Source organism: Mesorhizobium sp. U510 (assembly GCF_059180695.1).
Genome location: NZ_CP180532.1, coordinates 6,874,849 through 6,900,795 on the forward strand (window position 1 = coordinate 6,874,849; position 25,947 = coordinate 6,900,795).

20 protein-coding genes are annotated in these 25,947 nt (G+C 62.9%); 7 read left to right on the top strand and 13 right to left on the bottom strand.

Annotated elements, in window-relative coordinates:
* Positions 1-4 precede the first annotated feature (4 nt).
* From ACLGL5_RS35370 to ACLGL5_RS35385, 4 genes are all read right to left on the bottom strand, one after another.
* Complete coding sequence (locus tag ACLGL5_RS35370; protein ID WP_019861233.1) at positions 5-259, bottom strand: GlsB/YeaQ/YmgE family stress response membrane protein; 255 nt, start codon at positions 257-259, stop codon at positions 5-7.
* 108 nt (positions 260-367) lie between these two features.
* Positions 368-571, bottom strand: coding sequence for a hypothetical protein (locus ACLGL5_RS35375; RefSeq protein ID WP_027047403.1), 204 nt, complete (start codon positions 569-571; stop codon positions 368-370).
* A gap of 93 nt (positions 572-664) precedes the next feature.
* A complete protein-coding gene (locus tag ACLGL5_RS35380; RefSeq protein WP_019861235.1) occupies positions 665-1,285 on the bottom strand; it encodes a ribonuclease D in 621 nt (206 codons plus the stop codon).
* Positions 1,286-1,362: 77 nt separating this feature from the next.
* Complete coding sequence (locus tag ACLGL5_RS35385) at positions 1,363-2,748, bottom strand: M20/M25/M40 family metallo-hydrolase (RefSeq protein ID WP_069093154.1); 1,386 nt, start codon at positions 2,746-2,748, stop codon at positions 1,363-1,365.
* A 445-nt stretch (positions 2,749-3,193) separates the two neighbouring features.
* Between ACLGL5_RS35385 and polA the strand changes: the two genes are divergently transcribed.
* Positions 3,194-6,157: a DNA polymerase I gene (gene polA, locus ACLGL5_RS35390; RefSeq protein ID WP_069093534.1), complete on the top strand. Its 2,964-nt coding sequence runs from the start codon at positions 3,194-3,196 to the stop codon at positions 6,155-6,157.
* Between the two features lie 33 nt (positions 6,158-6,190).
* Here the strand turns inward: polA and ACLGL5_RS35395 are convergent, their stop codons facing one another.
* Positions 6,191-6,595 carry a Fur family transcriptional regulator gene (locus ACLGL5_RS35395; protein ID WP_027047405.1) on the bottom strand — a complete coding sequence of 135 codons (405 nt, stop codon included), beginning with the start codon at positions 6,593-6,595 and terminating at the stop codon, positions 6,191-6,193.
* A 245-nt stretch (positions 6,596-6,840) separates the two neighbouring features.
* On the opposite strand from ACLGL5_RS35395, the gene ACLGL5_RS35400 reads away from it, so the two are divergent.
* The 5 genes from ACLGL5_RS35400 to amrB all read left to right on the top strand — a co-directional run bounded on the left by ACLGL5_RS35400 (position 6,841) and on the right by amrB (position 14,963).
* A complete protein-coding gene (locus ACLGL5_RS35400) occupies positions 6,841-9,042 on the top strand; it encodes a caspase family protein (RefSeq protein ID WP_171903314.1) in 2,202 nt (733 codons plus the stop codon).
* A gap of 119 nt (positions 9,043-9,161) precedes the next feature.
* Positions 9,162-9,542, top strand: a complete 381-nt coding sequence (locus tag ACLGL5_RS35405) for a hypothetical protein (RefSeq protein ID WP_069093156.1) — start codon at positions 9,162-9,164, stop codon at positions 9,540-9,542.
* Positions 9,539-10,246, top strand: coding sequence for a DUF4760 domain-containing protein (locus tag ACLGL5_RS35410; RefSeq protein WP_019861242.1), 708 nt, complete (start codon positions 9,539-9,541; stop codon positions 10,244-10,246). Before ACLGL5_RS35405 ends, ACLGL5_RS35410 begins: the two co-directional genes overlap by 4 nt.
* A 2-nt stretch (positions 10,247-10,248) precedes the next feature.
* Positions 10,249-13,281, top strand: coding sequence for a caspase family protein (locus ACLGL5_RS35415; protein WP_245307236.1), 3,033 nt, complete (start codon positions 10,249-10,251; stop codon positions 13,279-13,281).
* Positions 13,278-14,963, top strand: coding sequence for an AmmeMemoRadiSam system protein B (amrB, locus tag ACLGL5_RS35420; protein WP_069093157.1), 1,686 nt, complete (start codon positions 13,278-13,280; stop codon positions 14,961-14,963). Before ACLGL5_RS35415 ends, amrB begins: the two co-directional genes overlap by 4 nt.
* Before the next feature lie 197 nt (positions 14,964-15,160).
* Here amrB and ACLGL5_RS35425 read toward each other — a convergent pair whose 3' ends face one another.
* Together ACLGL5_RS35425 and ACLGL5_RS35430 are read right to left on the bottom strand one after the other, a co-directional pair.
* Complete coding sequence (locus ACLGL5_RS35425; RefSeq protein WP_223217856.1) at positions 15,161-16,969, bottom strand: MORN repeat-containing protein; 1,809 nt, start codon at positions 16,967-16,969, stop codon at positions 15,161-15,163.
* 170 nt (positions 16,970-17,139) lie between these two features.
* Positions 17,140-18,234 (bottom strand): trypsin-like serine peptidase, encoded by a 1,095-nt coding sequence (locus ACLGL5_RS35430; protein WP_069093158.1) that lies wholly within the window; start codon positions 18,232-18,234, stop codon positions 17,140-17,142.
* A 401-nt stretch (positions 18,235-18,635) separates the two neighbouring features.
* Here ACLGL5_RS35430 and ACLGL5_RS35435 point away from each other — a divergent pair, with 401 nt between their 5' ends.
* Positions 18,636-19,733 carry a S1 family serine peptidase gene (locus ACLGL5_RS35435; protein ID WP_069093159.1) on the top strand — a complete coding sequence of 366 codons (1,098 nt, stop codon included), beginning with the start codon at positions 18,636-18,638 and terminating at the stop codon, positions 19,731-19,733.
* 89 nt (positions 19,734-19,822) lie between these two features.
* Here the strand turns inward: ACLGL5_RS35435 and mgrA are convergent, their stop codons facing one another.
* The 6 genes from mgrA to ACLGL5_RS35465 all read right to left on the bottom strand — a co-directional run bounded on the left by mgrA (position 19,823) and on the right by ACLGL5_RS35465 (position 25,881).
* Entirely contained in the window at positions 19,823-20,869 is a 1,047-nt protein-coding gene (gene mgrA, locus ACLGL5_RS35440) for an L-glyceraldehyde 3-phosphate reductase (RefSeq protein ID WP_019861247.1), read from the bottom strand.
* 132 nt (positions 20,870-21,001) lie between these two features.
* The gene (locus tag ACLGL5_RS35445; protein ID WP_069093160.1) at positions 21,002-22,141 is read right to left on the bottom strand and encodes a Gfo/Idh/MocA family protein; all 1,140 of its coding nucleotides are present in this window, start codon (positions 22,139-22,141) and stop codon (positions 21,002-21,004) included.
* Between the two features lie 11 nt (positions 22,142-22,152).
* Positions 22,153-22,899, bottom strand: coding sequence for a sugar phosphate isomerase/epimerase family protein (locus ACLGL5_RS35450; RefSeq protein WP_019861249.1), 747 nt, complete (start codon positions 22,897-22,899; stop codon positions 22,153-22,155).
* A gap of 54 nt (positions 22,900-22,953) precedes the next feature.
* Positions 22,954-24,057, bottom strand: a complete 1,104-nt coding sequence (locus tag ACLGL5_RS35455; RefSeq protein WP_027047407.1) for an ABC transporter ATP-binding protein — start codon at positions 24,055-24,057, stop codon at positions 22,954-22,956.
* Between the two features lie 2 nt (positions 24,058-24,059).
* On the bottom strand, positions 24,060-24,995 hold the full coding sequence (locus ACLGL5_RS35460; RefSeq protein WP_069093161.1) for a carbohydrate ABC transporter permease: 936 nt from the start codon (positions 24,993-24,995) through the stop codon (positions 24,060-24,062).
* On the bottom strand, positions 24,988-25,881 hold the full coding sequence (locus ACLGL5_RS35465; RefSeq protein WP_027047408.1) for a carbohydrate ABC transporter permease: 894 nt from the start codon (positions 25,879-25,881) through the stop codon (positions 24,988-24,990). The genes ACLGL5_RS35460 and ACLGL5_RS35465 overlap by 8 nt, the downstream gene beginning before the upstream one ends.
* Positions 25,882-25,947: the final 66 nt, after the last annotated feature.

Here is a 25,947-nt window from a genome sequence, read left to right on the forward strand (position 1 = left end):
AGCCTCAGGCTCGTTTCAGTACCTTGACCAGCACCAGAAGGATGATGGCGCCGATCGTGGCGTGGATGATGGAAGCAATGATGCCGCCGCCGATGGAGAAGCCGATCCGCGGCAACAGCCAGCCGGCGATGAACGCGCCGACGATGCCGACGATGATGTTGCCGATCAGGCCGAAGCCGAAACCGGAAACGATGAGACCGGCAAGCCAGCCGGCGATGGCACCGATGATGATGAAGACGAGAAGGCTTTCTACGCCCATGCCGATTTCCTCCGAGCAAGGGGGCGAGCGCGGAGCGGAAGGCTCCGAATCGGCCCCGATATCAACGGCTTCAGGCTATTCGAAAGCAGCTGGCCCCGCCAGCGGCGCTCATTGATCGTCGTCGTCGCCGGAAGCGGGCCGCCAGCTGGTCGGCTCGACCTTCTTTTGCGTGTGGCTGTCGGTGTAGACCCACCAGCCATCATCACGGTATTGCCCGATGGATTCGTTGATGACGCCGTCGCCGTCCTGCCACATGATGGAGACCTTGGAGCCATCGGTCGGAGCTGTCGATATCGGCTTTCGGTCGGCCATCCTATCCCCCATTTAGCCGTTGAACTGCGCCGACAAAACGCGGCGGTCAGCGTCTGGTTCCAGTCGGCCACCGGCCAGCAGGCTCTCAAGTCGTCAGCTGTGCGCGAAGATATCCTCTTCGTCCCAGCCCATCAGGTCAAGCTTGGCCCTCGTCGGCAGGAAGCGGAAGCAGGCATCGGCCTCCTTGGTCCGCCCCTCGCGCGCCAGCCGCCCGGCCAGCACATCCCGCAGCCGGTGCAGATAGAGCACGTCGGAGGCGGCATATTCGAGCTGCTCGGGCGACAGCGTTTCGGCCGCCCAGTCCGATGATTGCTGCGCCTTGGACAGGCCGACGCCGAGAAGCTCGAAGCAGATGTCCTTCAACCCGTGCCTGTCGGTATAGGTGCGGGTCAGCCGCGAAGCGATCTTGGTGCAGAACACCGGCTCGGGCATCACCCCGAAGGCGTTGTAGAGCACGGCAATGTCGAAGCGTCCGAAATGGAACAGCTTCGTCACGTTGCGGTTCTTCAGCAGGCTGACGAGGTTCGGCGCCTTCTTCTGGCCCGGTGCGATCTGGATGACGTCGGCGCTGCCGTCGCCAGGCGATATCTGCACCACGCACAACCGGTCGCGATGCGGGTTCAGACCCAGCGTCTCGGTGTCGATGGCTACCGCCCCGACGTTGTAATGCGAAAGGTCGGGCAAATCATGCTTGTGGAAACGGATGTCGGCCATGGTCTTCTCCGGTCGCGGCGTTCCCCGTCCTCGCCGCGATCCGGTGAAAAATCAACAGGAAAACGACTTTCCGCCGCTCAGCGCGTCAGCGCATCGAGAATGCGCGCCCAGGAGCGCTGGCCCTTGTGGAAGGACGACAGCTCGTATTTCTCGTTGGGAGAGTGGATGCGGTCGTCGTCGAGGCCGAAGCCGACCAGCAGGGACTCGATACCGAGATAGGTCTGGAAATCGCCGACAACCGGGATTGATCCGCCACTGCCGGTCGTGACCGCCTGTTTCTCCCATTCGTCCGACAGCGCGTCCTTGGCCTTGGCCAGGAACGGCGAGTCATAGGAAAGCTGGATTGCCGGCGAGCCGCCATGCGGGTGAAATTCGACGGAACAGTCGGCCGGAATGCGCTCCTTGACGAATTTCTGGAAGGCAGCGCGGATTTTCTTTGGATCCTGCTTGTGAACGAGGCGGAACGACACCTTGGCCGAGGCTTCCGCCGCGATCACCGTCTTGAAGCCTTTTCCAGTGTAGCCGCCGATGATGCCGTTGAACTCGGCGGTCGGCCGTGCCCAGGTCAGTTCCAGCACCGAGCGGCCTTTTTCGCCCGAAGGGATCGACAAGCCGACAGGGCCGAGAAAAGTCTCGGCCGTCTCGCCGAGACTTTCCCAAGACTTCAGCACCTGTGTTGGTGTTTCCTCGACACCGTCATAAAAGCCGGGAATGGTGATGTGGCCATCCTTGTCGTGGATGTCAGCCAGCACCTTGGCCAGAATACGGATCGGATTGGCGGCGGCACCTCCATAAAGCCCCGAATGCAGGTCGCGGTCAGCCGCCTTGACCGTCACCTCTTCGCCAACCATCCCGCGCAGCGAAACGCAGATGGACGGCGTCTCGCGGTCCCACATGCCGGTATCGCAGACAAGCGCGAAATCTGTACTGAGCTCGTCGGCATTGGCCTCGAGGAACGGCTTCAGCGAAGGCGAGCCGGACTCCTCCTCGCCTTCGAACAGGATGGTGACGCGGCATGGCAAATTGCCATGCACCTGCTTCCAGGCGCGGCAAGCCTCGACGAAGGTCATCAGCTGGCCCTTGTCGTCGGCAGAGCCACGCCCGGTGATCACCTTGTGGTCAGGCCCAACCTCCTTCACCGCTGGTGCGAACGGATCGTTTTCCCACAATTCGATCGGGTCGACCGGCTGCACGTCGTAATGGCCATAGAACAGCACATGTGGGGCGCCTGCCGGCCCCTCATGATGCGCAACCACCATCGGGTGGCCCGGCGTGTCGCGCACGCTGGCATCGAAGCCGATCAGCTTCAGCTCCGCCACCAGCCATTCCGCCGCCTTGCGGCAGTCGGCGGCATAGGCCGGATCGGTGGAGATCGACTTGATCCTGAGCAGGCCGAACAGGCGCTCCAGGCTCTGGTCGAGATTCTGGTCGAGACGGTCGAGGACGGAGGAAACTGCGGACATTTGTGAAGCCTTTCGATTCAGTGCCGGAACCGTAAAGGCAGAGCGGCGAAACGAAAAGCCCGGGAGTGTTGGACCACTGCGCCAGTCGGCCGCCGCAGGCCAAAAAAGTCCGCTGCCGCGGGCCAAAAAAAGACCGCCGTGGTGGAGGGGGAACCACGGCGGCCTCATACTCGAAACGATGCGGCAGCCCGGAGAGGGGGGATAGGCTGCCGCAGTTGTCCGGGATAGGCGGGGGACGGGCCTTGCTCCGGACTTCGGCGAAAACTGCCGATGACATGTATTTGGGTCTCTGAACGTGGCGATTCAAGGGCACCAACGTTACACTTTTGTAACGTGCCCGTGATCGGACTTGCACGCCCCCGATCTGTCAGGGTGTTGACGGAACCGATATCTGGCGATGTGTTTGGCATGGACCAAGCCACCGCGCCGCGCTATCCCTGCCGGCATGAAAAAAGGCGATCATCTCTTCCTCATCGACGGCTCGGGCTACATCTTCCGGGCCTATCACGCACTGCCGCCGCTGACGCGCAAATCCGACGGCCTGCCTGTCGGTGCTGTTTCCGGTTTCTGCAACATGCTGTGGAAGCTGATGCAGGATGCCCGCAACACCGATGTAGGCATTGTGCCGACGCATTTCGCGGTCATCTTCGACTATTCCTCGAAAACTTTCCGCAACGACCTCTACCCCGAATACAAGGCCAACCGTTCGGCGCCGCCTGAAGACCTGATCCCGCAATTCGGCCTGATCCGACAGGCGACCAAGGCCTTCAACCTGCCTTGCATCGAGATGGAAGGCTTCGAGGCCGACGATCTCATCGCCACCTATTGCCGGCTGGCCCGCGAAGCCGGCGGCGACACCACCATCATCTCCTCCGACAAGGATCTGATGCAGCTGGTCGGCGATACGGTCGGAATGTACGACCCGATGAAGGACCGCCAGATCGGCATTCCCGAGGTCATCGAGAAATGGGGCGTGCCGCCGGAGAAGATGGTCGATCTGCAGGCGCTGACCGGCGATTCCGTCGACAATGTGCCCGGCGTGCCCGGCATCGGCCCGAAGACGGCGGCGCAACTGCTGGAGCAATTTGGCGACCTTGACGGGCTGCTCGCCCGCGCCGGCGAGATCAAGCAGGACAAGAGGCGCGAATCGATCATCGCCAACACCGACAAGGCGCTGATCTCGCGCCAGCTGGTGACGCTGAAGAACGACGTGCCGGTGGCCGAGGGGCTGGACGACTTCGTCCTGCATGCCCCGGACGGGCCGAAGCTGATCGGCTTCTTGAAGACCATGGAATTCACCTCGCTGACCCGCCGCGTGGCGGAAGCCACGAGCACCGAGGCCAGCGACGTCCAGGCCGTCGCGGTGATCGTCGAGCGCGCCGACCATGCCCACGGCCCCGATGTCGGCGCCGGAGCGCCGGTTGTGGCCCGCAGCGGTGCCGAGGCAGGCCAGGCCAACGGTGAGGCGACCGCTACACCGACGGCGGACGCCGCCAAGCAAGGCGATACCCCTTCCCTGCTCTCGGCCATGCGGCTGGAGCGCGCGGTGACCGGCAGGATCGACACGGCGGCCTATCTCTGCATTCGCGATATCGCGACCTTGAAAGCCTGGGTCGCCGAGGCGCGGGAGGCTGGCGTCACCGCCTTCGACGTCAGGGCGACATCCGGCGATCCGATGCAGGCCGAACTGATCGGCATGGCGATAGCCACGGCGCCCGGCCGCGCCGGCTATATTCCCTTTGCCCACAAGAGCGGCAATGGCGACCTGCTCGGCGGCGGCGCGCTCGAAAACCAGATACCTCTCCGCGAGGCGCTGGCGGTGCTGAAACCGCTGCTCGAGGACAAATCCGTCCTCAAGATCGCGCAGAACCTGAAATACGATCTCGTCATCATGAGCCGTTACGGCATCGATGTCGCGCCCTTCGACGACACCATGCTGATCTCCTACGTGCTCGATGCCGGTACCCCGCACGGTCACGGCATGGACCAGCTTGCCGAGAAATGGCTCGGCCATACCCCGCTCCAGCTCAAGGACATAACCGGCTCCGGCAAGAGCTCGGTCGGTTTCGACCAGGTCGACATCGACAAGGCGACGGCGCACGCCGCCGAAGACGCCGATATCACGTTGCGTCTGTGGCTGGTGCTGAAGCCACGGCTTGCCGCCAAGGGCCTGGTCTCGGTCTATGAGCGGCTGGAACGGCCGCTGGTGCCGGTTCTGGCGCGCATGGAACAGCGCGGCATTTCGGTCGACCGGCAGATCCTGTCCAGGCTTTCCGGCGAACTCGCGCAGGGTGCCGCCCGGCTGGAAGAGGAGATCTACCAGCTCATCGGCGAGCGCATCAACATCGGCTCGCCCAAGCAACTCGGCGATATCCTGTTCGGCCGTATGGGCCTGCCCGGCGGCTCCAAGACCAAGACCGGCCAATGGTCGACCTCGGCACAGCTTTTGGAAGACCTCGCCGCCGAAGGCCACGAACTGCCGCGCAAGATCGTCGACTGGCGCCAGTTGACCAAGCTGAAATCGACCTACACCGATGCGCTGCCCGGCTTCATCCATCCCGACACCAGGCGCGTGCACACCTCCTACGCGCTGGCCGCGACGACGACAGGCCGGCTGTCGTCCTCCGACCCGAACCTGCAGAACATTCCGGTGCGCACCGCCGAAGGCCGCAAGATCAGGACCGCCTTCATCGCCGACAAGGGCAACCGGCTGGTCTCGGCCGACTACAGCCAGATCGAACTGCGCGTGCTCGCCCATGTCGCCGAGATTCCGCAACTGCGGCAGGCTTTCGCCGACGGCGCCGACATCCACGCCATCACCGCGTCGGAAATGTTCAATGTCCCCGTGCAGGGCATGCCTTCGGAAGTCCGCCGTCGCGCCAAGGCGATCAATTTCGGCATCATCTATGGCATTTCCGCCTTCGGCCTTGCCAACCAGCTGTCGATTCCGCGCGAGGAAGCGAGCAATTACATCAAGAAATACTTCGAGCGGTTCCCCGGCATCCGCGACTACATCGAAGAGACCAAGGCCTATGCCCGCGAGAATGGCTTTGTCGAAACCATCTTCGGCCGCCGCATCCACTACCCGGATATCCGGTCCTCGAACCCGTCGCTGCGCGCGTTCAACGAGCGCGCCTCGATCAACGCCCGCCTGCAAGGCACCGCCGCCGACATCATCCGCCGCGCCATGGTGCGCATGGAGGAAGCGCTGGACAAGGCGAAACTGTCGGCCCGCATGCTGCTGCAGGTGCACGACGAGCTGATCTTCGAGACGGTCGAGGCCGAAGTCGAAGCGACGATCCCAGTCGTGCGCCACGTCATGGAAAACGCGGCGATGCCGGCGGTCTCAATGTCGGTGCCGCTCCATGTCGACGCGCGAGCCGCGAACAACTGGGATGAGGCGCATTAGCGCCAACGCTTCGTCATCCTACGAAGAGAAGACCTAAGCGGCCACAGCCCGGCACTTCGCGCACGTCCCGCGAAATTCTATGACCGCCTTCTTGGCGGCGAAGCCGGTCGAATGGACCCATTCGTTCAGCCGGTGGTCGACATCATGGTCCGACATCTCGGTCACCTGCCCACATGTGTCGCAGATGGCGAAGGCGGTCATCGAATGGCTGTGATCATGCGGCTCGGCGCAGGCAACGAAGGAGTTGATGCTTTCCAGCCGGTGCACGAAGCCGGACTTCACCAGCGTGTCGAGCGCGCGATACACCTGCAGCGGCGCGCGAAAACCGCGTTCGCGCAACTGGTCGAGCAAGGTGTAGGCGCTGAGCGGTCCGCTGGCGGTCTCGAGCTTCTCGAGCACGCACAACTGGTTCTTCGTCAGCACATCCCTTGCCGCCATGGTCCGGTTCCAACTTGTCCTGCGCCATCTCCAGGCTGTTTGCCCGCGCAAACCGCCTGATCCCATTCAGATAGCGACGAACCGTCGTCTTTGCTACTCTTCTGTTGTTGTCCCTGACCGATCGATAACGTGCCGGCGCATTTGACGACGGCAGGCTTGATGGCGCAGCGACGTTCAAAATACTGACAAAATCCTCGACGAGGGTGGTTTCGCTTGGGAAATTCGATCGGGCTTGGGGAAGCAATATGATCAAATTGACACGCCGGACGCTGCTTGTCGGCACGTCCGCGCTCGTGGCGGCCGGTACGCTCTCGTTCCGGGCGCTGGCGGCATCGCGCACCTATCACGCGCTGCTGGTCGCCTGCACCGAATATCCTGCCCTGCCGCAAAGGAACTGGCTGATCGGGCCGAAGAACGATGCCGGCCTGGTGCACGAATACCTGCTGAAGAACGTACCCGACCCGGTACGCTTCGCGCCCGAAAACGTCACGCTGCTCGCCAAGGACGTGCCCGGTGCCAAAGGCTTGCCGACCCATGCGGCGATCAAGGCGGCACTCGCCGACCTTGCCACCAAGGTTCAGCGCGACGATTTCGTCTATCTGCATCTGTCCGGCCACGGCGCCCAGCAGCCCGAAAGGGTCAAGGGCGACGAGACCGACGGGCTAGACGAGATCTTCCTGCCCGTCGACATCGAGAAATGGATCAATCGCGATGCCGGCGTGCCGAACGCGCTGGTCGACAATGAGATCGGCGACGCGCTCGACGCGATCCGCAACAAAGGCGCCTTTGTCTGGGCGGTCTTCGACTGCTGCCATTCCGGCACCGCGACGCGCGCCGTCGAAGTCGACGACGAACTGGAGCGCAAGGTCGAATTCGCCGACCTGGTGGGCGGCGACGAGGCTGCAAGGGCGGCGACCCTCAAGGCCTATGAGGACACGGTCGCAAGCGCCTCGCGCGGCCTCGACGAGAATGGCGCGCGCAAGCCCGCCTTCAACCTGACGCCGACCGGCGGCGAACCCATCACCAAGGGCAAGCTGGTCGCCTTCTATGCGGCCCAGACGGTGGAGACGACGCCGGAGATGCCGCTGCCCAAGGGCACGGCGGATGCGCCGCGCTTCGGCCTGTTCACCTTCACCATCCTGTCGAAGCTCGCCGAAAACCCCAACGTTACCTATCGCCAGCTCGGCCAGGCCGTGCTGCAGCAATATTCAGCCGACAGCCGCACCCGGCCAACGCCGCTGTTCGAGGGCGAACTCGACGCCCGCGTCTTCGGCACCGACAAGACCGACGCCGTCATGCAGTGGCCCATCGTCGTCAAGGACGGCGAGGCGACGATCGGCGCGGGCCTGCTGCATCGCCTCACGCCTGGCAGCAAGCTTGCCATCCTGCCGTCGGCGCTGTCGTCGCTATCCGACGCGGTCGGCTACGTCGAGGTGCAGTCGGCCAAGAACCTGGAAAGCCGCGTCAAGTCGGTCGAGTTCGAGAAAAAGCCGGCACTCAAACTCGCCGACATTCCTGCCAACGCCTATGCGCGGGTGGCGGAGATCGCCGTCGACTACAGGCTCACGGTCGCTCGGCCGGCCGCGACGAAGGGGCTGGAGAAAGAAGCCGAGCTCGTCAATTCGGTTCTCGACGAACTGGCCACGGCCAAGGAAACCGGCTTCAACATCGAACTGGTCGACCCGGGCAAGAGCGCCGAGCTGCGCTTTGCCGTGATGCGCGAGAATGCCATTGCCGGCGCCGGCAAGGACGCGTCAGACAAGCCGGCGCTGTGGTTCCTGCCGGCGTCGGGTGACGTGACGCTGAAGGACGGCAGCAAGCCGCCGCTGATCATTATCCATCCAGATGACCGCCAGAAGCTGGTCGACGCCACGACCAGGAATTTGCGCACCATCTTCCGCGCCACCGGGCTGTCGCGTCTGGCGGCGGCCTCCGACTACAAGCCCGAGGATGTCGACGTCCAGTTCCAGGTCAAGCGCCGCGACAAGGATGGTCTCGAGCCCCTGCAGGCTTCCGCGGTGCCGCGTGTCTCGCCGGGCGACGAGGTGCATGTGCTGGCCAAGAACAGCTCGGACCAGCTGGTCGACATCAACGTGCTCTATGTCGGCAGCGACTATTCGATCACCCACATCGTCGCCGAACGCCTGGCACCGCAGGCCACGCTGGAGGAAGGGCTGCTCGCCTTCACCGACACCAGCTTCGGCATGGAACGGATGATCGCGGTGCTGACCGAGGCGCCGCCGGAAAGCGAGAAGGAGGATTTGAGCTTCCTGGCGCAGGACGGCGTCGCGGCGATGACGCGCGGCCTCGGCCCCGCCAGCTTCTCCGACATGCTCGCCGATATCGGCATGGCGCCGCCGACCCGCTCGGTGATGCGGCTTGCCGACAAGAGCGGCCCGAAGGGGGCGGTGATGATCTTCCCGATGGAGACGGTGCCGCGCGCCTGAACTCCGGCTCCAAGGCCGCACGGCCTGGTATATCAGGCTCTTGCGCGATCGGCGCGATATGAGAACATCCCCAGCCGCGGCCAAGGGTTCAGCGACTGACGAAGCAGATAGGATCGATTGTGAAGAAGTCTTTTTTCTCCTGGCGCACGACGGTTGCCGGACTTGCCGGCGGCCTGTTGCTGATCGTCAACGCGTCTGCGCAGGACACATGCGGCCTTTGCGCCAAGCAGGTAGTCATCAATTCGGAACTGGCGACGTGCTTCCTCGATCAGTACGACCAGTTCGCCAAGACCAGCAGTGACGCGGTGGTGGTCGACCTCTCGAGCTGCGCCTCGCGCGGCGTGGTCGAGGCCTTGCCGTCGCCGAACAAGGCGCTGGCGGAGCCGGACATGCAGTTCATTGTTTCGCGCCCGCAGCTGGCATGTCTGAAAAAGCAGCTTGAAGCGCCGGGCGTGGTGCTTGATCCCTCCGCCACCATCGAACTGGACAGCTGCAAATGAAGAAGCCGGGGGGCACGACAAAGCAGACACCGGTGGCCGCGCCCGCAAAGGCGCCGGCGGCGAAGGAGACGCTGCCGGAAACCACCGAAGGTTTTCCTTGGCCGAGCAGCCATGAGATCAAGAAGGAGAGCAATCCCTTCACCGATCGCGACTGGCGCATGCTGGTCTATGCCTGGTCGGGCATGCTGGTGCGTTTCGCCATCATCTTCACCCTGGCATTCTCGGTCTATCAATTCCTGGCGAACCAGGAGCAGAAGCGCGTCGAGCAGACCATGTCCCTGGTCGAGCTCTGGGAAACCAAGGACTATCAGCAGGCACAACGGGCGTTGAAGGATCGCCTTGCCGCCCTCAACGCCAAATACGACAATCTGCTCAGCGCCAATCCTTCGCCGACCGAGGAACAGGTGTTCCGCCAGCGCATCGGCATCGAGGCGATGAGCGCCTCCGGCGGCGACATGCCGCTCGCCGACTTCAGCGAGAATTTCGACCGCATTGTCTATTTCCTCAACCGGCTGTCCTTCTGCGTCGACGGCGACCTGTGCTCACGCAAGGTGACCGATGCCTATTTCCGCGACTACGCCGTCTCCTTCTGGAGCTATTTTGCCGGCTATGTCGACAAGCAGCGCAAGGCGGGTTCGCCGACTTTTGCCACGGCGATCGAGGCCTATGTTGGCAACGGGCAACCAGCGGGCGAAGCCAAATAGCCATGGGGAAACCCGGAATCACCTTGCGCCTCATGCGTGCCTGCCGCTGGCTGGCCATGGCTGGAGCCTTGATCACGTCCTCTGCCGCCCGCGCCGAGGACGCCCCGGATTTCCATCTCGACCTCGACACCGGAGGCCATACCGCACGGATTGCCGACCTCGCCTTCACCCCCGATGGCGAGGACGTTGTCTCGGCATCCGACGACAAGACCATCCGCATCTGGGACTGGCAGAGCGGCGTGACGCTACGCACCATTCGCGGCTATCTCGGCAATGGCAGCGACGGCAAGATCTTCGCGGTCACGGTCTCGCCGGACGGCAAGACGATCGCCGCCGGCGGCTATTTCGGCGCCGGTCTCGGCGACAAGCCGCCCTATGGCGACATCAGGCTGTTCGACTTCGCCACCGGCAAGATGAAGGCCGTTCTCAAGGCCGCCGACTACGCGACCTACGACCTCGCCTTCTCTCCAGATGGCAAGATACTGGCTGCCGGCGGCGGCGACGGCATAGTCTATCTCTGGCGGCTCGACGACAAATCAGCGACGGGCTGGACGCTGGACAAGAAGCTCGACGCCGATTCCTGGCACATCGATAAGCTGGCTTTCGCCGCCGCGGGAACCCGGCTGGCGGCGACCACGACCGACAATGGCATCCGGTTGTGGGATGTCGCCAAGGGCGACGAGATCGCCTTGCCCGCTGACACAGAGCCGTTGCGGGACGTCAGTGTGCTGGCGCTGGCGATCTCGCAGGACGGCAGCCTGTTTGCCACCGGCAGCAGGGGCGGCCAGGTCCAGCTCTGGCGCGCGGCCGACGGGACGCTGGTGCGCGCCATGCCCAAGCAGGATTTCCTCATCGGCTCGCTGACCTTCGCCAAGGGATCGCGGCTGGTCGCCTCCTGCGGCTATCGCTGCGCCGACAAGCACCGCTCCGTCGTCTGGAACACCGACAGCGGCGAGAAGCTGCTCGACTACAGCGGCCATGACGGCACGGTCTATGCCAGCGCCGCCAATGCCGGCGGCTCGCTGGTGGCGACGGCCGGCGGCACCCGCAACGCCATCCAAGTCTGGGACCCGGCGACCGGCGAACTCAAGGCCTTGCTCCAAGGAGTGGGCGAACCGGTGACCGCTATCGGCATCGATCCGGCAAACGGCATCATCGCCTGGGGCAACGCCAACCCCTGCCCCGAGCGCGTGGCTTGCCCGGAACAATTGGGCGCATTGGACAAGAGGCTGGAGTTGCCCACAACCGAGCGGTTCTTCGATGACCCGCAGCCGCTGACCGAGCCGGCCTCGTTTGCCCGCGCCGCGCTGAGCGATGGCGAGTGGTCCCTGCACGCCACGGTGGGCGGCAAGGACGCGCTGGAGAACGCGGTGCTGGAGATCGCCAATGGCGGCAAGGTGGTGCGCTCGATCGAGAACGACGCCACCAACGGCTTTGCCCATTCCGCCTTCACGCTGATCGACAACGGGCTTGGCCTGGTCACCGGCGGCAATGACGGCACGCTGCTGGAATACAAGGCCGCGACCGCTAGGGTCTCCGGCGAATTCACCGGCCACACCGGCGAAATCAACGCCATGGTCGCCTCGGAGAAAGCCGGCCTGCTGGTCACCGGCAGCGCCGACCAGACCGTGAGGCTGTGGAACCTGAAGACGCACGAGCTGATCGTGTCGATGTTCTTTGCCGGCTCACAATGGATCGCCTGGATGCCGCAAGGCTACTATTATTCCTCCGACGAGGGAGACAAGCTGATCGGCTGGCACGTCAACCAGGACCGTGACCATGAAGGCCGCTTCATCCGCGCCGGCCAGTTGAAGAAATACCTCTGGAGCCCGGAAATGGTGCGCCGCGCCATCATCCTGCGCAGCGCCAAACAGGCAGTCCAGGAGATGCGGCCGGGCGTCGACAACGAGTTGCAGAAGCTCTTGCAGCGCAAGCCGCCGGAATTCGGCATTCGCCTCGCCGACGACCAGAGCAAGGTCCGCGACGGTTATGTCGCCGTCGAAATCACAGGCACCAAGGAAGCCGGAGCCGATGCCGCCGGCTTCTCGATCCTGTCGAACAGCCGCAATGTCGGCGACATCGCGACGCGCTCGGTCGACGGCAACAAGACAACAGTCGAGGTGCCGGTCGAGGATGGTCAAAACACTATCCGCATCACCGGCATCAACGATTATGGCTATCTGACCGAGCGCAGCGTGACGGCGCTGGCAAGGAAGACTGAAAAGGCCGAGGCCAAGGGCAAGCTCTATGTCGCGGTGATCGGCGTCGACAAATATCCGTTCCTGACCGACGCCTGTTCCGGCCATGCCTGCGATTTGCGCTACCCCGTCGACGACGCCACCGAGTTCCTCAAGGTGGTTGCGCAGAAATCGGCACCTTTGTTCTCGTCGATGGAGACGCTGGTTCTGGTCAACCGCGAGGCGCTCGACGAAAGCCCCGACAAGGCGCAACAGACCTACACCGTCGCCAGCGCCGACAACATCATGGAGCCGGACTCGCACACGATCGACGACCAGCTTGCCGATTTCCTCGACAGGCCTGGCGAACACGACACCACCATTGTTTTCGTCGCCGGCCATGGCATCAACATCGACGAGGATTACTATTTCATCCCGACCGATGGCCGCAAACAGGATGCCGACCGCTGGAAGCGCTCTTCGCTTGTCGACTGGGGTGACGTCCAGAAATCGGTCGAGCGGGCCAAGGGCATGCGCTTCATGCTGCTCGACACCTGCCATGCCGCCAACGCCTTCAATCCGCGCCTGGAAAAGGACGCGCAGGACGCGCGCATCGTCGTGTTTTCGGCGACCGCGGCCAACAACACCGCCGCCGAATTGCCGGAGCTCGGGCACGGCGTCTTCACCTATTCGATACTCGAAGGCCTGCGCGGCAAGGCGAAGACCTCGGATGGCGGCGTCACGCTGTTCGGGCTCGCCGATTTCATTTCGCACGAAGTGGTGCGGCTGACGGCGTCGAAGCAGAAGCCGTTCTACTATGTCGGCGGCGTGGAGAACATCGTGTTGGCCGAGCCGTGATAGCCCGCCTGCTGACGGTCATCATGTTCGCCCTGGTTCTCGGCGGCACGGCACAGGCCGCCCCGATCGCCTGCCCGCCCGGAACCGAAAACTTCCCGACGTTCTACGACGACGCCACGCTGTTCAAGGACGCCATCGCCAGCGTCGCTACTGTCCGGCCCTCCAACCAGCGGCTGACCGGCATCACCGTGCCGCATCACCTGCTGGCCGCCGACCTCGTGGCACTGGGTTTTCATGCAGCGTCCGGCTTTCGCTACAAGCGCATCGTCATCCTGTCGCCGGACCATTTCCACAAGACGCACAAGCTCTACGCCACCACGGCGCGCGGCTTCGACACCGTGCTTGGTCCGGTGGCCGCCGACACCGATGCCGTGCGCCTTCTGGAAGCCCACGGCGACATGCTCGAGGAATCCTGCCTGTTCGACAAGGAACATGGCGTACGCGCCATGCTGCCCTTCCTGCATCACTACTTCCCCGAGGCGAAGATCGTGCCGGTGGCGATGTCGGTGAAGGCGAAGCGCGGCGACTGGGACCGGCTGGCCGAGGCGCTGAAACCGCTCGTCGACCAGGACACGCTGATCGTCGAATCCACCGACTTCTCGCACTATCTGCCCCAGCATGATTCCAGGCGTTTCGACCAGCAGACGCTGAACATGCTGGCCGCCGGATCGCTCGACGGCATAGCGGCCCTGCGTCAGCCCGATCATGCCGATTCCGTCGGCGCGCTCTACATCCAGACCCGGCTGCAGCGCGAATTGTTCGGCGCCCAGCCGCTGGTGGTCGCCAACGAGAACTCGCAGGAACACACGTCCGACTATGTCGAGCGCACCACCAGCTATGTCGTGGCGCTGTTCGGCGCCTTCGGTCCCGGCTTCAACAACCCGGCGCGGCCAAAGGACAGGATTTATTATCTCGCTGGTGACGTGAATTTCGGTCGTGCCATGAAGAAGATCCTGGTCCGCGACGGCGTTGCCGACAAGATCGTCGACAGCATCCTTTCGCTGACCGGAGCGCGGCCGCTGATCGTCAATCTCGAAGGCGTCATCCTGCCCAACGTGCCGGAAGCGATTGACGACATGACGCTGGCCATGCCGGAAGACCTCGCCGTCAGCATGCTGAAGCGGTTGCATGTCGCCGGCGTCAGTCTCGCCAACAATCACGCCTATGATCTCGGCCCGTCCGGCTATGCCGAGACGCTGCGCGCGCTGGACGAAGCCGGCATCCCGCATTTCGGCCAGGGCGAGACGCTGGCGCTGGCCGATGTCGACCTTGTCGGCCTGACCGACATCGACACCAACGGTTCGAAGAACACCGACCTGCTCACCTCCGCCTTGCTCGACCGGCTGCTGCACGAAAATGCGCAGCGCCCGGTCGTCGCCTTCGTCCATTGGGGCCGCGAGTACAAGACCGAACCGTCGGCGCGCGAAGAGATGCTTGCCGATGGGATGCGGCTGCGCGGCGTCTCGGCCATTGTCGGCGGCCATCCGCATGTCTCGAGTGAGGCGATCGTCCCGGTTGCCGGCGGCGATGTGGCAGAGGTCTATTCGCTCGGCAATTTCCTGTTCGACCAGAGTGCGCAACGCTCCTCAGGTTCGATGCTGGAATTGCGTGTCTTTTCCCAAGGCACGATCTTTGCCAGGCTCATCCCACTGCCCAACTATTTCGAGATGGGTCGCAAATAGGCGACTGCCGTTTTCGACGTGAAGAACCTGAATGTGTGTTGAGATTCAGGTCAGGCCGAGTCGAAAACGGCTGACACCGAGAACCGGAGCGGAGCGTACTTTTCGTACGTGAGCACAGTTCTACTGCGACGCAGTATAACGGGGAAGCGCAGGTATCAGCCGTTTGCAGACCGGCCTCACCTGAATATCGACATACCTTAGCCGCAGCCCATCATCTGGCGGGGTAGATAGCACGCCGCCGGTTCGGTCCTGGTCTCGAACAGCGATTGCTTCGGCCGGAAATAGAAGAAGGTCACCGGCTTGCTCTCGCGCACGCTGCCGTCGGCGAAATGCGCGGCGATGCTGAAACTGTGGATCGACGACATCGCCGACCACATCTTCAGCCGCGCCGTATAGGCGCTGACAGTCTTGTTGCCGCGCACCGGCATGGCGATCGTGTAGTCGTGCTTGCCGATCGGGAATTCGATGTTCTGGTAGCGCATCGCTTCCGGGCTGCCGCCACCGCCATCGCCGCATTCGGCCATCGATTCGGGAGTCTCGAAGACCGCCATGGTCATCTGGGCGCGGAAGGGCTCGCTCTGCTGGTAGACATTGCCCTGATCGTCCGCCCAGGAATAGTCCAACTTGCCGATCGCGTTCAGCGTCATCGCCTGGTTGAAATTGCCAAGATAGTCGCCGACCTCACCGAACTTGATCTTGTTGGTGAGCTGGCTGCGGCAGACATTGAGGCTATCGACCGAGGGACAGGGGAAACGCCCGGTCTCAAGGCTTGCCGTGTCGACGCCGGCCTCGTCGAGCACGCTCTTGATCGACACGTCGACGCCATCGCTGAAACCGCCGATGTCTTTGGTGAACATGCGGCTTGGCTGCCCGGTCGGATTGCCTTCTTCGTCCACCGTGGTGAACTGGACCGACATCTTCATGTCCTTGGCGTCGCCCCAGCCATTGTTGACGATGGAGAAATCGGGCCGGAAGCCGATGCAGCCGAAATGCTCCGAGATCGACAACATCGGTTTGCGGTAGGCGTCGCTGGCAGCGACCTTCATTTCCAGGCTGTCGAGCTTGACCCTGAACTCGTCCGTCGTCGTCAGGTCGACCTCGGCAAAGGCCGGCGTGTCCTCCCAGGTCGCACCTTCATAGACATTGGTGGTATTGACCGTTCCGGTGCCGTTCCAGGCGTCGTTGTAGAGGGTGTCTTCCGGATAGATCGCGATGTCCTCGTCGCGCACCAGGTGCTGGTATTTCATGTCGGCCTGCTGGGTCATGCGCTGGTCGACGATGACGCCGATCTCGACTTTGCCTGCATCGCCGCCGCTGGCCTGCGCCTTGAGGAGGCCTCCGACCTTGGCATCGGCCAGAACGTCTGGACGCGTGCCGCCGACCTCCTTGCCCATCACCCACTGCGATTCATAGACCGTGCCGCCGGGGAGCCGCGTGGTGCCTTTGCCGTTCTTCAACCCGCCGACAAAAGAGCCGGCAAAGATCTCGCCTGTCTTCGACAGCAACCGGCCCTCGCCATTCGGAATGCCGTCTACGAACTGCCCCTCATAGCGGTTGCCTTCGGCATCGACATGGATACCTTCGCCGTTGAGTTCTCCGCCAAGCCAATGCCCGTCGAAAACCTCGCCTGAGCGCAATTCGAGCCGGCCTTGCCCGTCGGGCCGGCCGTTCCTGACATCACCGAAATAGCTGGAGTAGACGGTCTTCGGGTCATAGCTCGCCGAGCCGCGCACCCGCCACACCAGCCTGCCCTTACCGTTGACGGTGCCGTCCTCGGCGATCGTCTTATCAGGCGAGCGGCCCGCGGCCGGCTCCCAGACGAAGTCGAGGTTCTTCTCGGGATGGAAATCCCAGACACGCACGGTCCTGCGCAGCACCGAGCGTGTGTCGGCCTGATAGAGGATCTGCACGCGCTCCGCCCAGGCGCCGCCGACACGGGCGGGATCGGCAAAAGCCGGTGAAAGCATCATCGCGCCCAGCATCGATGCGGCCGCGACCCCGAACACTGCCCTTGTCCGCCCCATCCCTCAAGCCCCCTGGACGCCTCGCCCCTTTGGCAAGGCAAGCGTAGTCGGGGCGCCGGCCTCGTGCAAGGGAAGCCATGAGGGAAGGATCGGCACGAAAAAGGCGGCAGGATTGACCCGCCGCCTTTGCCTTCACCGCGAACGCGCAGCGACTATTTGTACAGGCTGTTGATCCACTGGACGTTGGCGGCGTTCAGGCGCACGGCGGTGTTCGCCTCGGGGCTTTCCGCCACGTTGACGCCGGTGATGATGCGCTGCTTGGACTTGGTGTCATAGGCATAGACCGAGCTGCCGCTCGACCCCGGGAACGTATCGCAATCATACTGGAAATATTCCGGCGCGATGTTCTCGGCATGCACTTCGCAGCTCGCCTTCCACATCGTGCCCATCGGCTTGTCGCCGGGATAGCCGACAAGGTTGGCGGTGAAGTCGCCGAGATCGTCATAATTTGCGTAGCCCAGCCAGCCGAGGTTGGTGCCGACATCCTGCTTCAGCGTGATGATGCCGAGATCCCACGGGATCACCGAGCCGTAGTAACCCTGGTAGTTGTCGATGAAGCCCTGCAGCACATAGGCGCTTTCATAGGCGAAGGCGCCGAACGGTGCGTCGTCGGCAGTGCTGCCGTTGAGGCCTGGCACGAAGAGATATTCCGAGAGCCAGTCCTTGTCCTCATGGCTGTAGAGGCAATGTGCCGCGGTGAGCACGGTGCGCGGGCCGATCAGCGTTGCCGAGCAGCTGCCATAGCTGCCCGTCTTCGCCGATTTGGCTTCCAGATAGCCGATGGCCGAGAACGGATAGGTCTTGGTGTTCCTGACCTGCTCACGATCGTCGGGACCGAAAACCTGACGCCCGGCTTCGCCTTCGCCGAGCCCAGGGTCCTCGGTCTTGCGCTCAGCCCCATCCGCGCCATTGGCCGGCGCATTCAGTTCCTTGATGATGAGCTCGCGCAGTGCTTCGCTCGGCTCGATCTTGATCTCCTTGCCATCGGCGGAACGCCCGACGATGCCATAGGATTTGACTGCCGCCTTCTCGTCGGTGAGCGGCGCGGCACGGCTGTCTTCATCAGTAAGCTTTGGTGTCGTGATCGGCTTTGCCCGGCCGGCCTTGAAGTCGCCTGAAGTAACGTCCCGCATGCTTTCGCCATTGCCGGCACTGGCGGACCCAGGGTCGGCGGCGAAAACCGGGACCGTCCACATTGCGGTGGAAAGCAAAGCGGACGCAATAAGTGCGTTTGTCAGTTTTGTCATGGTGAGACTCTCCCAAAAGTCAGCAAGGACTGGATCAAAATAGAGAAATATTGTCGAGATCGTGGTGACGCCGAAAAATGAGTCTGCTCGCCGGCATTCCCCGCGAGCGTTGTTCTAGGCTGTCATTTTCAAGGCCCCCGCCAAAAAAACTCTGCAACGGTATACTGCCTAAAATAATCCAAGATTGGCAATGATAAATCGCTTCCACCTAGCCCGTGGGGGGCTATAGGATTTTGTGCGGGTTCTGCTCGCGGGCACGGTTAGCAAAAGTGGGATTCGGTTTTGTGACCGATCGCGCGCCGTTTTCGATACGGCACGCGTGCGGATCGCCGGACCGGCGACACCTCCTTGCACAATGCCCGGCGTCGATCCGCGCGGGAAAATTGTCTGAGGAGGTTCAGGTGCACATCACAAATCGGTTCGGACCAATCGTTGCCGCATCGCTGCTTGGCATTGCCGCCGCCTTTGTATCGATCAACCTCGGCCGGGCGGATGAAAGCGCCGCAAGGCCCGAAGCGGCGGTCTCGCCGATGCAGCGGGTGACCGAGGCCAGGGCCAAGGCAGCCGCTGAGAACCCTGACGGCGCCGACCGGGTCTATGGCGGCAACCAGGCCGAAAAGGGCGCCTATCCGTTCCAGGTCGCGCTGCTCACCACCGCCAGGCTGGACGAGAACCCGGCCTCGCAGGCCAATGCACAATTCTGCGGCGGCAGCCTGATCGCCCCGCAATGGGTGCTGACGGCGGCACACTGCCTCAACGACAAGGGCAAGCCGATCTCACCGGATTCGGTTACCGTGCTGACCGGCGCCACCGATCTCGGCGAAGGCAAGCGCCACAAGGTGGTGGAGGTCATCGTCAACGAAGGCTACAGCGAGCAGACGCTCGACAACGACCTCGGCCTGCTCCGGCTTGCCGAGCCGGCCGATGCGCCGACCATCAAGCTTACCCGCCAGGCGACCCCTGACACCGGCAAGACCACCGTCACCGGCTGGGGCAAGATGCAGGACGGAACGTTCCCGACCACGCTGATGGTCGCCGACCTTGATCTACAGCCGAACAGCGCCTGCAACAGCGGCATCAAGGCCATCTATGCGCATGACCTCAAGGCGGCACTCGGCGATCTGTCCCACCGCATGCGCTATTCGGAAAAGGGCATCGATGCCGCCGCCAATGCGATTGCCGCCGACATGACCGATCCGCTGACCAGCAACATGATCTGCGCCGGCACCGCCAGCGGCGTACGCGATGCCTGCAATGGCGACAGCGGCGGCCCGCTGTTCATGACCGGCGCCGACGGCCCGGTTCAGGTCGGCGTCGTCAGCTGGGGCGAAGGCCCCGCCGACGGCAGCGCGGCCTGCGGCCACAAGGACGCCTATGGCATCTACACGCGGCTGGCCAACTACGGCGGCTGGATCGAGGCGAAGATGAAGGGTCCTGCTCCTGCGCCGGAAAAGCCGAAAGCCGGGCTGGGCACGGCCCAGAAGCCGAAGACGCCCTGAGGCCCAGCCATCTTGCCCGACATTTTGCTTGCCATGAAGACGGCGGGAAGGGTTCCAGCCGTTGTCATTTGCCGGCTTGTCCGACAGCTTTATTTCCTCGGCGGGCCTTTGCGCTCGGCTGAGGCCGCCCACAGATTGATGTCGGATTCGCGCGCGTAGCTATCGATCTCGGCCAATTCGGCATCGCTGAAGTCGAGCACCTTCAGGGCGCCGACGCAGTCCTCGACCTGCTCCGGCCGGCTGGCGCCGATCAGCGCCGACGTCACCTTGCCCTTGCGCAGCACCCAGGCCAGCGCCATCTGCGCCAGCGTCTGGCCGCGCTTGCCGGCGATGGCGTTGAGCGCCTTGATGTTGGCGATGGTGCGGTCGTTGATGAAGGCCGACTTCAGCGACTTGCCCTGCGAGGCGCGGCTGCCTTCGGGGATGCCGCCAAGATATTTGTCGGTCAGCATGCCCTGGGCCAGCGGCGAGAACACGATCGAGCCGACGCCGAGCCCTTCCAGCGTGTCGAGCAGGCCGTCTTCCTCGACCCAGCGGTTCAGCATCGAATAGCTCGGCTGGTGGATGATGCAGGGCGTGCCGAGCTGCCGCAATATGTCGGCGGCCTCGCGGGTGCGCTGCGAGTTGTAGGACGAAATGCCGGCATAGAGCGCCTTGCCCGAGCGCACCGCATGGTCGAGCGCGCCCATGGTTTCTTCCAGCGGCGTGTCCGGGTCGAAGCGGTGTGAGTAGAAGATGTCGACATAATCGAGCCCCATCCGCTTCAGGCTCTGATCGAGGCTGGCCAGCATGTATTTGCGCCCGCCCCATTCACCGTAAGGGCCAGCCCACATTTCATAGCCGGCCTTCGTCGAGATGATCAGCTCGTCGCGATAGGCGGAAAAATCGGTGCGCAGGATTTCGCCGAAAGCGGTTTCGGCCGAGCCGGGCGGCGGCCCGTAATTGTTGGCGAGGTCGAAATGGGTGATGCCGAGGTCGAACGCCTTGCGCACGATCGCCTGCTTGGTCTTGTGCGGCGTGTCGTTACCGAAATTGTGCCACAGGCCGAGCGAGATCGCCGGCAGCTTGAGGCCGGAGCGCCCACAGCGATTGTAGATCATTTTTTCGTAGCGATTTTCGGCGGCGACATAGGGCATTGGGAAAGATCCTCGAATGTGAACAGACCGGGCAGCTTCATCGCAAAGCGGTGAGCCGGCCCGGCGCCCTTTTACCCTCTCCCCGGCCGAACGGGGAGAGGGGCAAGTCAACATTATCGATAATCTTTGCGCCTACTTCTTCGCCAGCAGTTCCTTGGCCGCCTTGACGCCAAGTGCCGCCGGCCGCTCGCAAGTGGTCTGCATGGCGACGAACTTGCCGGTTTCGCCGGAGCGCAGGATGCCGGTCATGACATCGACGGCATGCAGCGCCAACTCCATCGAGCAACGATGCGGCCGCCCCTCGACTATCGCCAACGCCATGTCGGCGAGACCTGCCGTGCGGTAGTTGGCCATCATGCCCTGGCCGTGCATTTCATTGGGCACGCCAAGCGGGTGCTTCCATTTCGGCAGCTTCTTGACCGGCTTGCCCTCTTCGGTGAAGCGCACGTCGCCGCCGAAGAAGTTCGGATCCGGCACGAACACCGTGCCCGCTTCGCCATAGAGTTCCATCGGCGCGTGGCCGTGAGCCCAGACATCCCAGCTCGTGTTCAACGTCACCACGGCGCCGTTCTCGAATTCCAGCAGGCCATGGATGGTGGTTGGCGTGTTGACCGGGATTTTTTCGCCCGCACGCGGTTTCGACGAAATCGTCCGCTCCTTGGCCGGGGTCGTCGCAAAGGCCGCCACCTGTTTTACCGGCCCGATCAGCTGGATCAGATTGGTGATGTAATACGGCCCGATATCGAGCACCGGTCCGGCGCCCGGCTGGAAGAAGAAATCCGGATTCGGGTGCCAGTGCTCCATGCCGTGACCCATGACATGGCAGGTGCCGCTGGTGATCTTGCCGAGCTTCCCCTCGTCGATCAGTTCACGCACCAGCTGGTGCGCGCCGCCGAGGAACGTGTCGGGCGCCGAGCCGACGCGCAACCCCTTCTTTTCAGCCCGGGCCTTGAGGTCCTGGCCCTCTTGGAGCGAGAGCACGAACGGCTTTTCCGAATAGACGTGCTTGCCGGCATCGAGCACGCGTTTGGACACCTCGTAATGCACCGCCGGTATCGTCAGGTTGACGATGATGTCGATGTCATCGGCCTTGAGCAGGTCCTCGACGGTCTCGGCGCGCAGCTTGAACTCCTTCGCCCGCGCCCTGGCCGCGTCCATGTTGATGTCGGCGCAGGCGCGCATCTCGATGCCGCGAAACAGCGGTGCCAGCGAGAAATACGCCTTCGAGATGTTGCCGCAGCCGATGACGCCAATACCCAGTTTCTTTGCCATGATGATTGTTCCTAGTAAGCCTTGACGGATGCGATCGAGCGACGAGCGAAGCGCTCGATGTCGTTGGGGTTGTCCTGCTCCATGACAAAGTATTTTGCCGCGCTCTTGGCCCGCAACACCTTGATCAGGTTGGCCCAGTCGATCGTGCCGTGGCCGACATCCGACCAGCCATCCTCGTCCAGTCCCTCGCCCGGCTTGGCGATGTCTTTGACATGCACGGCGACGATGCGCTTGCCGTGCTTTTCGATCCAGGGCAGCGGATCGGCGCCGCCGCGCACCACCCAGGCAAGGTCCATCTCCCAGCCGATATCGGGAGCGGACGACAGGATGTGATCCTGCGGCACCGAACCGTCGGCGAGTGCCTTGAACTCGAAATCATGGTTGTGCCAGGCAAAGCCGTAGCCGGCCTTCGAGGCGACCTCGCCAACCTTGGCCAGTCGCTCGCCAAAGCCGCGCCAGCCGGCGGCGTCTGACGGCCTGTCCTCGGCCATCAGATAGGGACAGATCAGAAGCTTGATGCCGAGCGCTTCGGCCGTTTTGCGCACGCCGTCGAAATCCTTCTCCAACGCATCGATGGAGAAATGCCCGGTCGGCATCGAAAGCCCGTTCTTGTCGAGTTCCGCGCGGAAGGCCTTGGGATTTTCATAGACGCCACCGAAACCTTCGACTTGCGCGTAGCCGAGCTTGCCGAGCGAGGCGAGCACGCCCTCCCAAGGTTGAAAATTGCGGGCGCTGTAAAGTTGGAATGACCAGTTCATCGTCTCTGTCCGTTCTGCTTGGTAGGGTGGGTTCTTGGGAGGAAGGCTTGGGGGCTATAGGCGGTTGCCGGATGGGGTGTCGAAAAGCGAGGCGCGGGCTGGGTCAAAGCCGATCCGGATTGGATCGCCGGTGCGCAGCGTCTTTTCCGCCTCGACGCGGAAGGAAAAATTGCGGCCGCCGAGCTTGGTCCACACCAGCGTGTCGGAGCCCATCGGCTCGACGATCTCGACGGCTGACTCGGCGGTGAACGGCATGGCCTTGGCCGCATCTCCAAAGGCGACGTGCTCGGGCCTGATGCCGAACACACAGGGCTTGCCCGCGCTGCCGCGATCCTTGTCGAACTCATAGCGGTCGAGCGGTATCGAAACCCCGTCGGCGGTGAACGCCGCCGCATCGCCGGCTTCCAGTTGACCCTCGATGAAATTCATCGCCGGCGAACCGAGGAATCCGGCGACAAAGCGATTGACCGGACGGTTGTAGATGGTTTGCGGGGCGTCGAGCTGTTGGATGACGCCGCCCTTCATCACCGCGATCCGGTCGGCGAGCGTCATCGCCTCGATCTGGTCGTGGGTGACGTAGATCATGGTGTTCTGCAATCTGCGATGCAGCAGCTTGATCTCGACGCGCAATTCGGATCGCAGCTTGGCGTCAAGATTGGACAGCGGTTCGTCGAACAGGAAAACGTCGACATCGCGCACCAGCGCCCGCCCGATCGCCACGCGCTGGCGCTGGCCGCCGGACAGTGCGGAGGGCTTTCGCTGCAGCAGCGGTTCGATCTGCAGGATCTCCGCGGCGCGCGCGATACGCTTGGCGATTTCGTCCTTGGGCAGGCCCGCGACGCGCAAGCCGAAGGACAGGTTTTTCTCCACCGTCATTTGCGGATAGAGCGCATAGGACTGGAATACCATGCCGATGCCGCGATCCTTGGGCTCCTCCCAGGTGACGTTCTTGCCCTTGATGAAGATGCGGCCCTTCGAAATGTCGAGCAGCCCGGCAATGCAGTTGAGCAAGGTCGACTTGCCACAGCCGGAGGGCCCCAGGAGCACGATGAACTCGCCCTCGGCGATATCGAGGTTGAGTGTCTGCAGAACCGACACCGCGCCATAGTTCAGCGACAGGTTCTGGATCGATACGCTGGGGTTCGCGATTTCTGCCATCATCATCCTTTCACCGCGCCGGCAGCGATGCCACGCACAAAAAGCCTGCCGGAAATGAAATAGATAACGAGCGGCACCAGCCCGGTCAGGATGGTCGCCGCCATATTGACGTTGTATTCCTTCACACCCTGCACAGAGTTGACAATGTTGTTGAGCTGCACCGTCATCGGATAGGTGTCGGGGCGCGTGTAGACGACGCCGAACAGGAAGTCGTTCCAAATGCCTGTCACCTGCAGGATGACGGCGACGACGAAGATCGGCAGCGACATCGGCAGCATGATGCGCAGATAGATGCCCCAGAAACCGGCGCCGTCGACACGCGCCGCCCGGAACAATTCCTCCGGCATGGAGGTGAAATAGTTGCGGAACAAAAGTGTCAGGATCGGCATGCCGAAAATGGAATGGACGATCACCAGGCCGCTCAGGCTGCCATAGAGGCCGATCTCGCGCAGGATGATTACGATCGGATAGATCATCACCTGATAGGGGATGAAGGCACCGACGATCAGGATGATGAAGAACGTGTCGGCGCCCTTGAAGCGCCAGTTGGCCAGCGCATAGCCGTTTACGGAGGCGATCGCGATCGACAAGATCACCGAAGGTACGGTGATACGAACGGAGTTCCAGAAGCCGCGCGAGAGTCCGTCGCAATTGAGGCCGGTGCAGGCCGTCGACCACGCCTTGACCCAGGGCTCGAACGTGATCTCGAGCGGTGGCGAGAAGATGTTGCCGAGGCGGATTTCCGGCATGCCCTTGAGCGAGGTGACGATCATCACATAGAGCGGCAGGAGGTAGTAGAGCGCCGCCACGATGAGCGTGCCATAGAGGAAGATGTTGCGGCGCGAGAAAATGTGACGCGGCTTCGGTCCGCTCGGCCCCGAGGCATCGGCATGGCCGGCGCCGGACGGCGCGGACAAGGAGACGGCTTGGTCAGACACGCTTCCTGCCTCCGAATTCGAGATAAGCCCACGGCACGATGACAATCATCACCGAGAGCAGCATCATGGTCGAGGCCGCGAAACCCTGGCCGAGATTCTGGGCGAAGAACATGTAGTCGTAGACATATTTTGCCGGCACTTCGGAGGCGATGCCCGGCCCGCCGCTGGTCTGGGCGACGACGAGGTCGTAGACCTTGACGATGCCGGACGCGATGATGACGAGCGTGGTGATGAAGACCGGCCGCATCATCGGGATGATGATGAACAGATAGGTCTTCCACATCGGGATCCCGTCCACCCGCGCTGCCTTCCAGATATCCTCGTCTATGCCGCGCAGGCCGGCTAGCATCAGGCACATGATCAGCCCGGTGCCCTGCCAGAGCGCGGCGATCGATATGCCGTAGATGACGATGCTGGAATTGTAGAGCGGATCGAAAGCGAAGCTCGTCCAGCCAAGGTTTCGTATCACGCCCTGGATGCCGAAGTCAGGATTGAGCAGCCATTGCCAGACAAGGCCGGTGACGATGAAGGAGAGCGCGAAGGGATAGAGAAAGATCGTGCGGAACGTATCCTCGAAACGGATCTTCTGGTCGAGCAGGGCAGCGAGGATGAAACCGATCACCAGCGAGAAAACCAGCGAGATCACGCCATAGATCAGCAGGTTCTCGATCGAGATCAGCCAGCGCGGGGTCGCCCACAACCGGTAATACTGGTCGAGGCCGACGAAATTCAGCCGCGGCAACAGCTTCGAATTGGTGAAGGAATAGAGCACCGTCCACGCCGTGCCGCCGACGAAAACCACCAGCGCGGTGAGGATCATGGGGATCGACGCGACCTTCGCATTGAGATTGCGAAACAGTCGGCTGGGGCGTTCGCTCTTGCTCATCGGTGCAGCCATGCTGGATCGGGTAAGGGCGCGCCCTCCCGGCCTGGAGTTCACCGGACCGGGAGG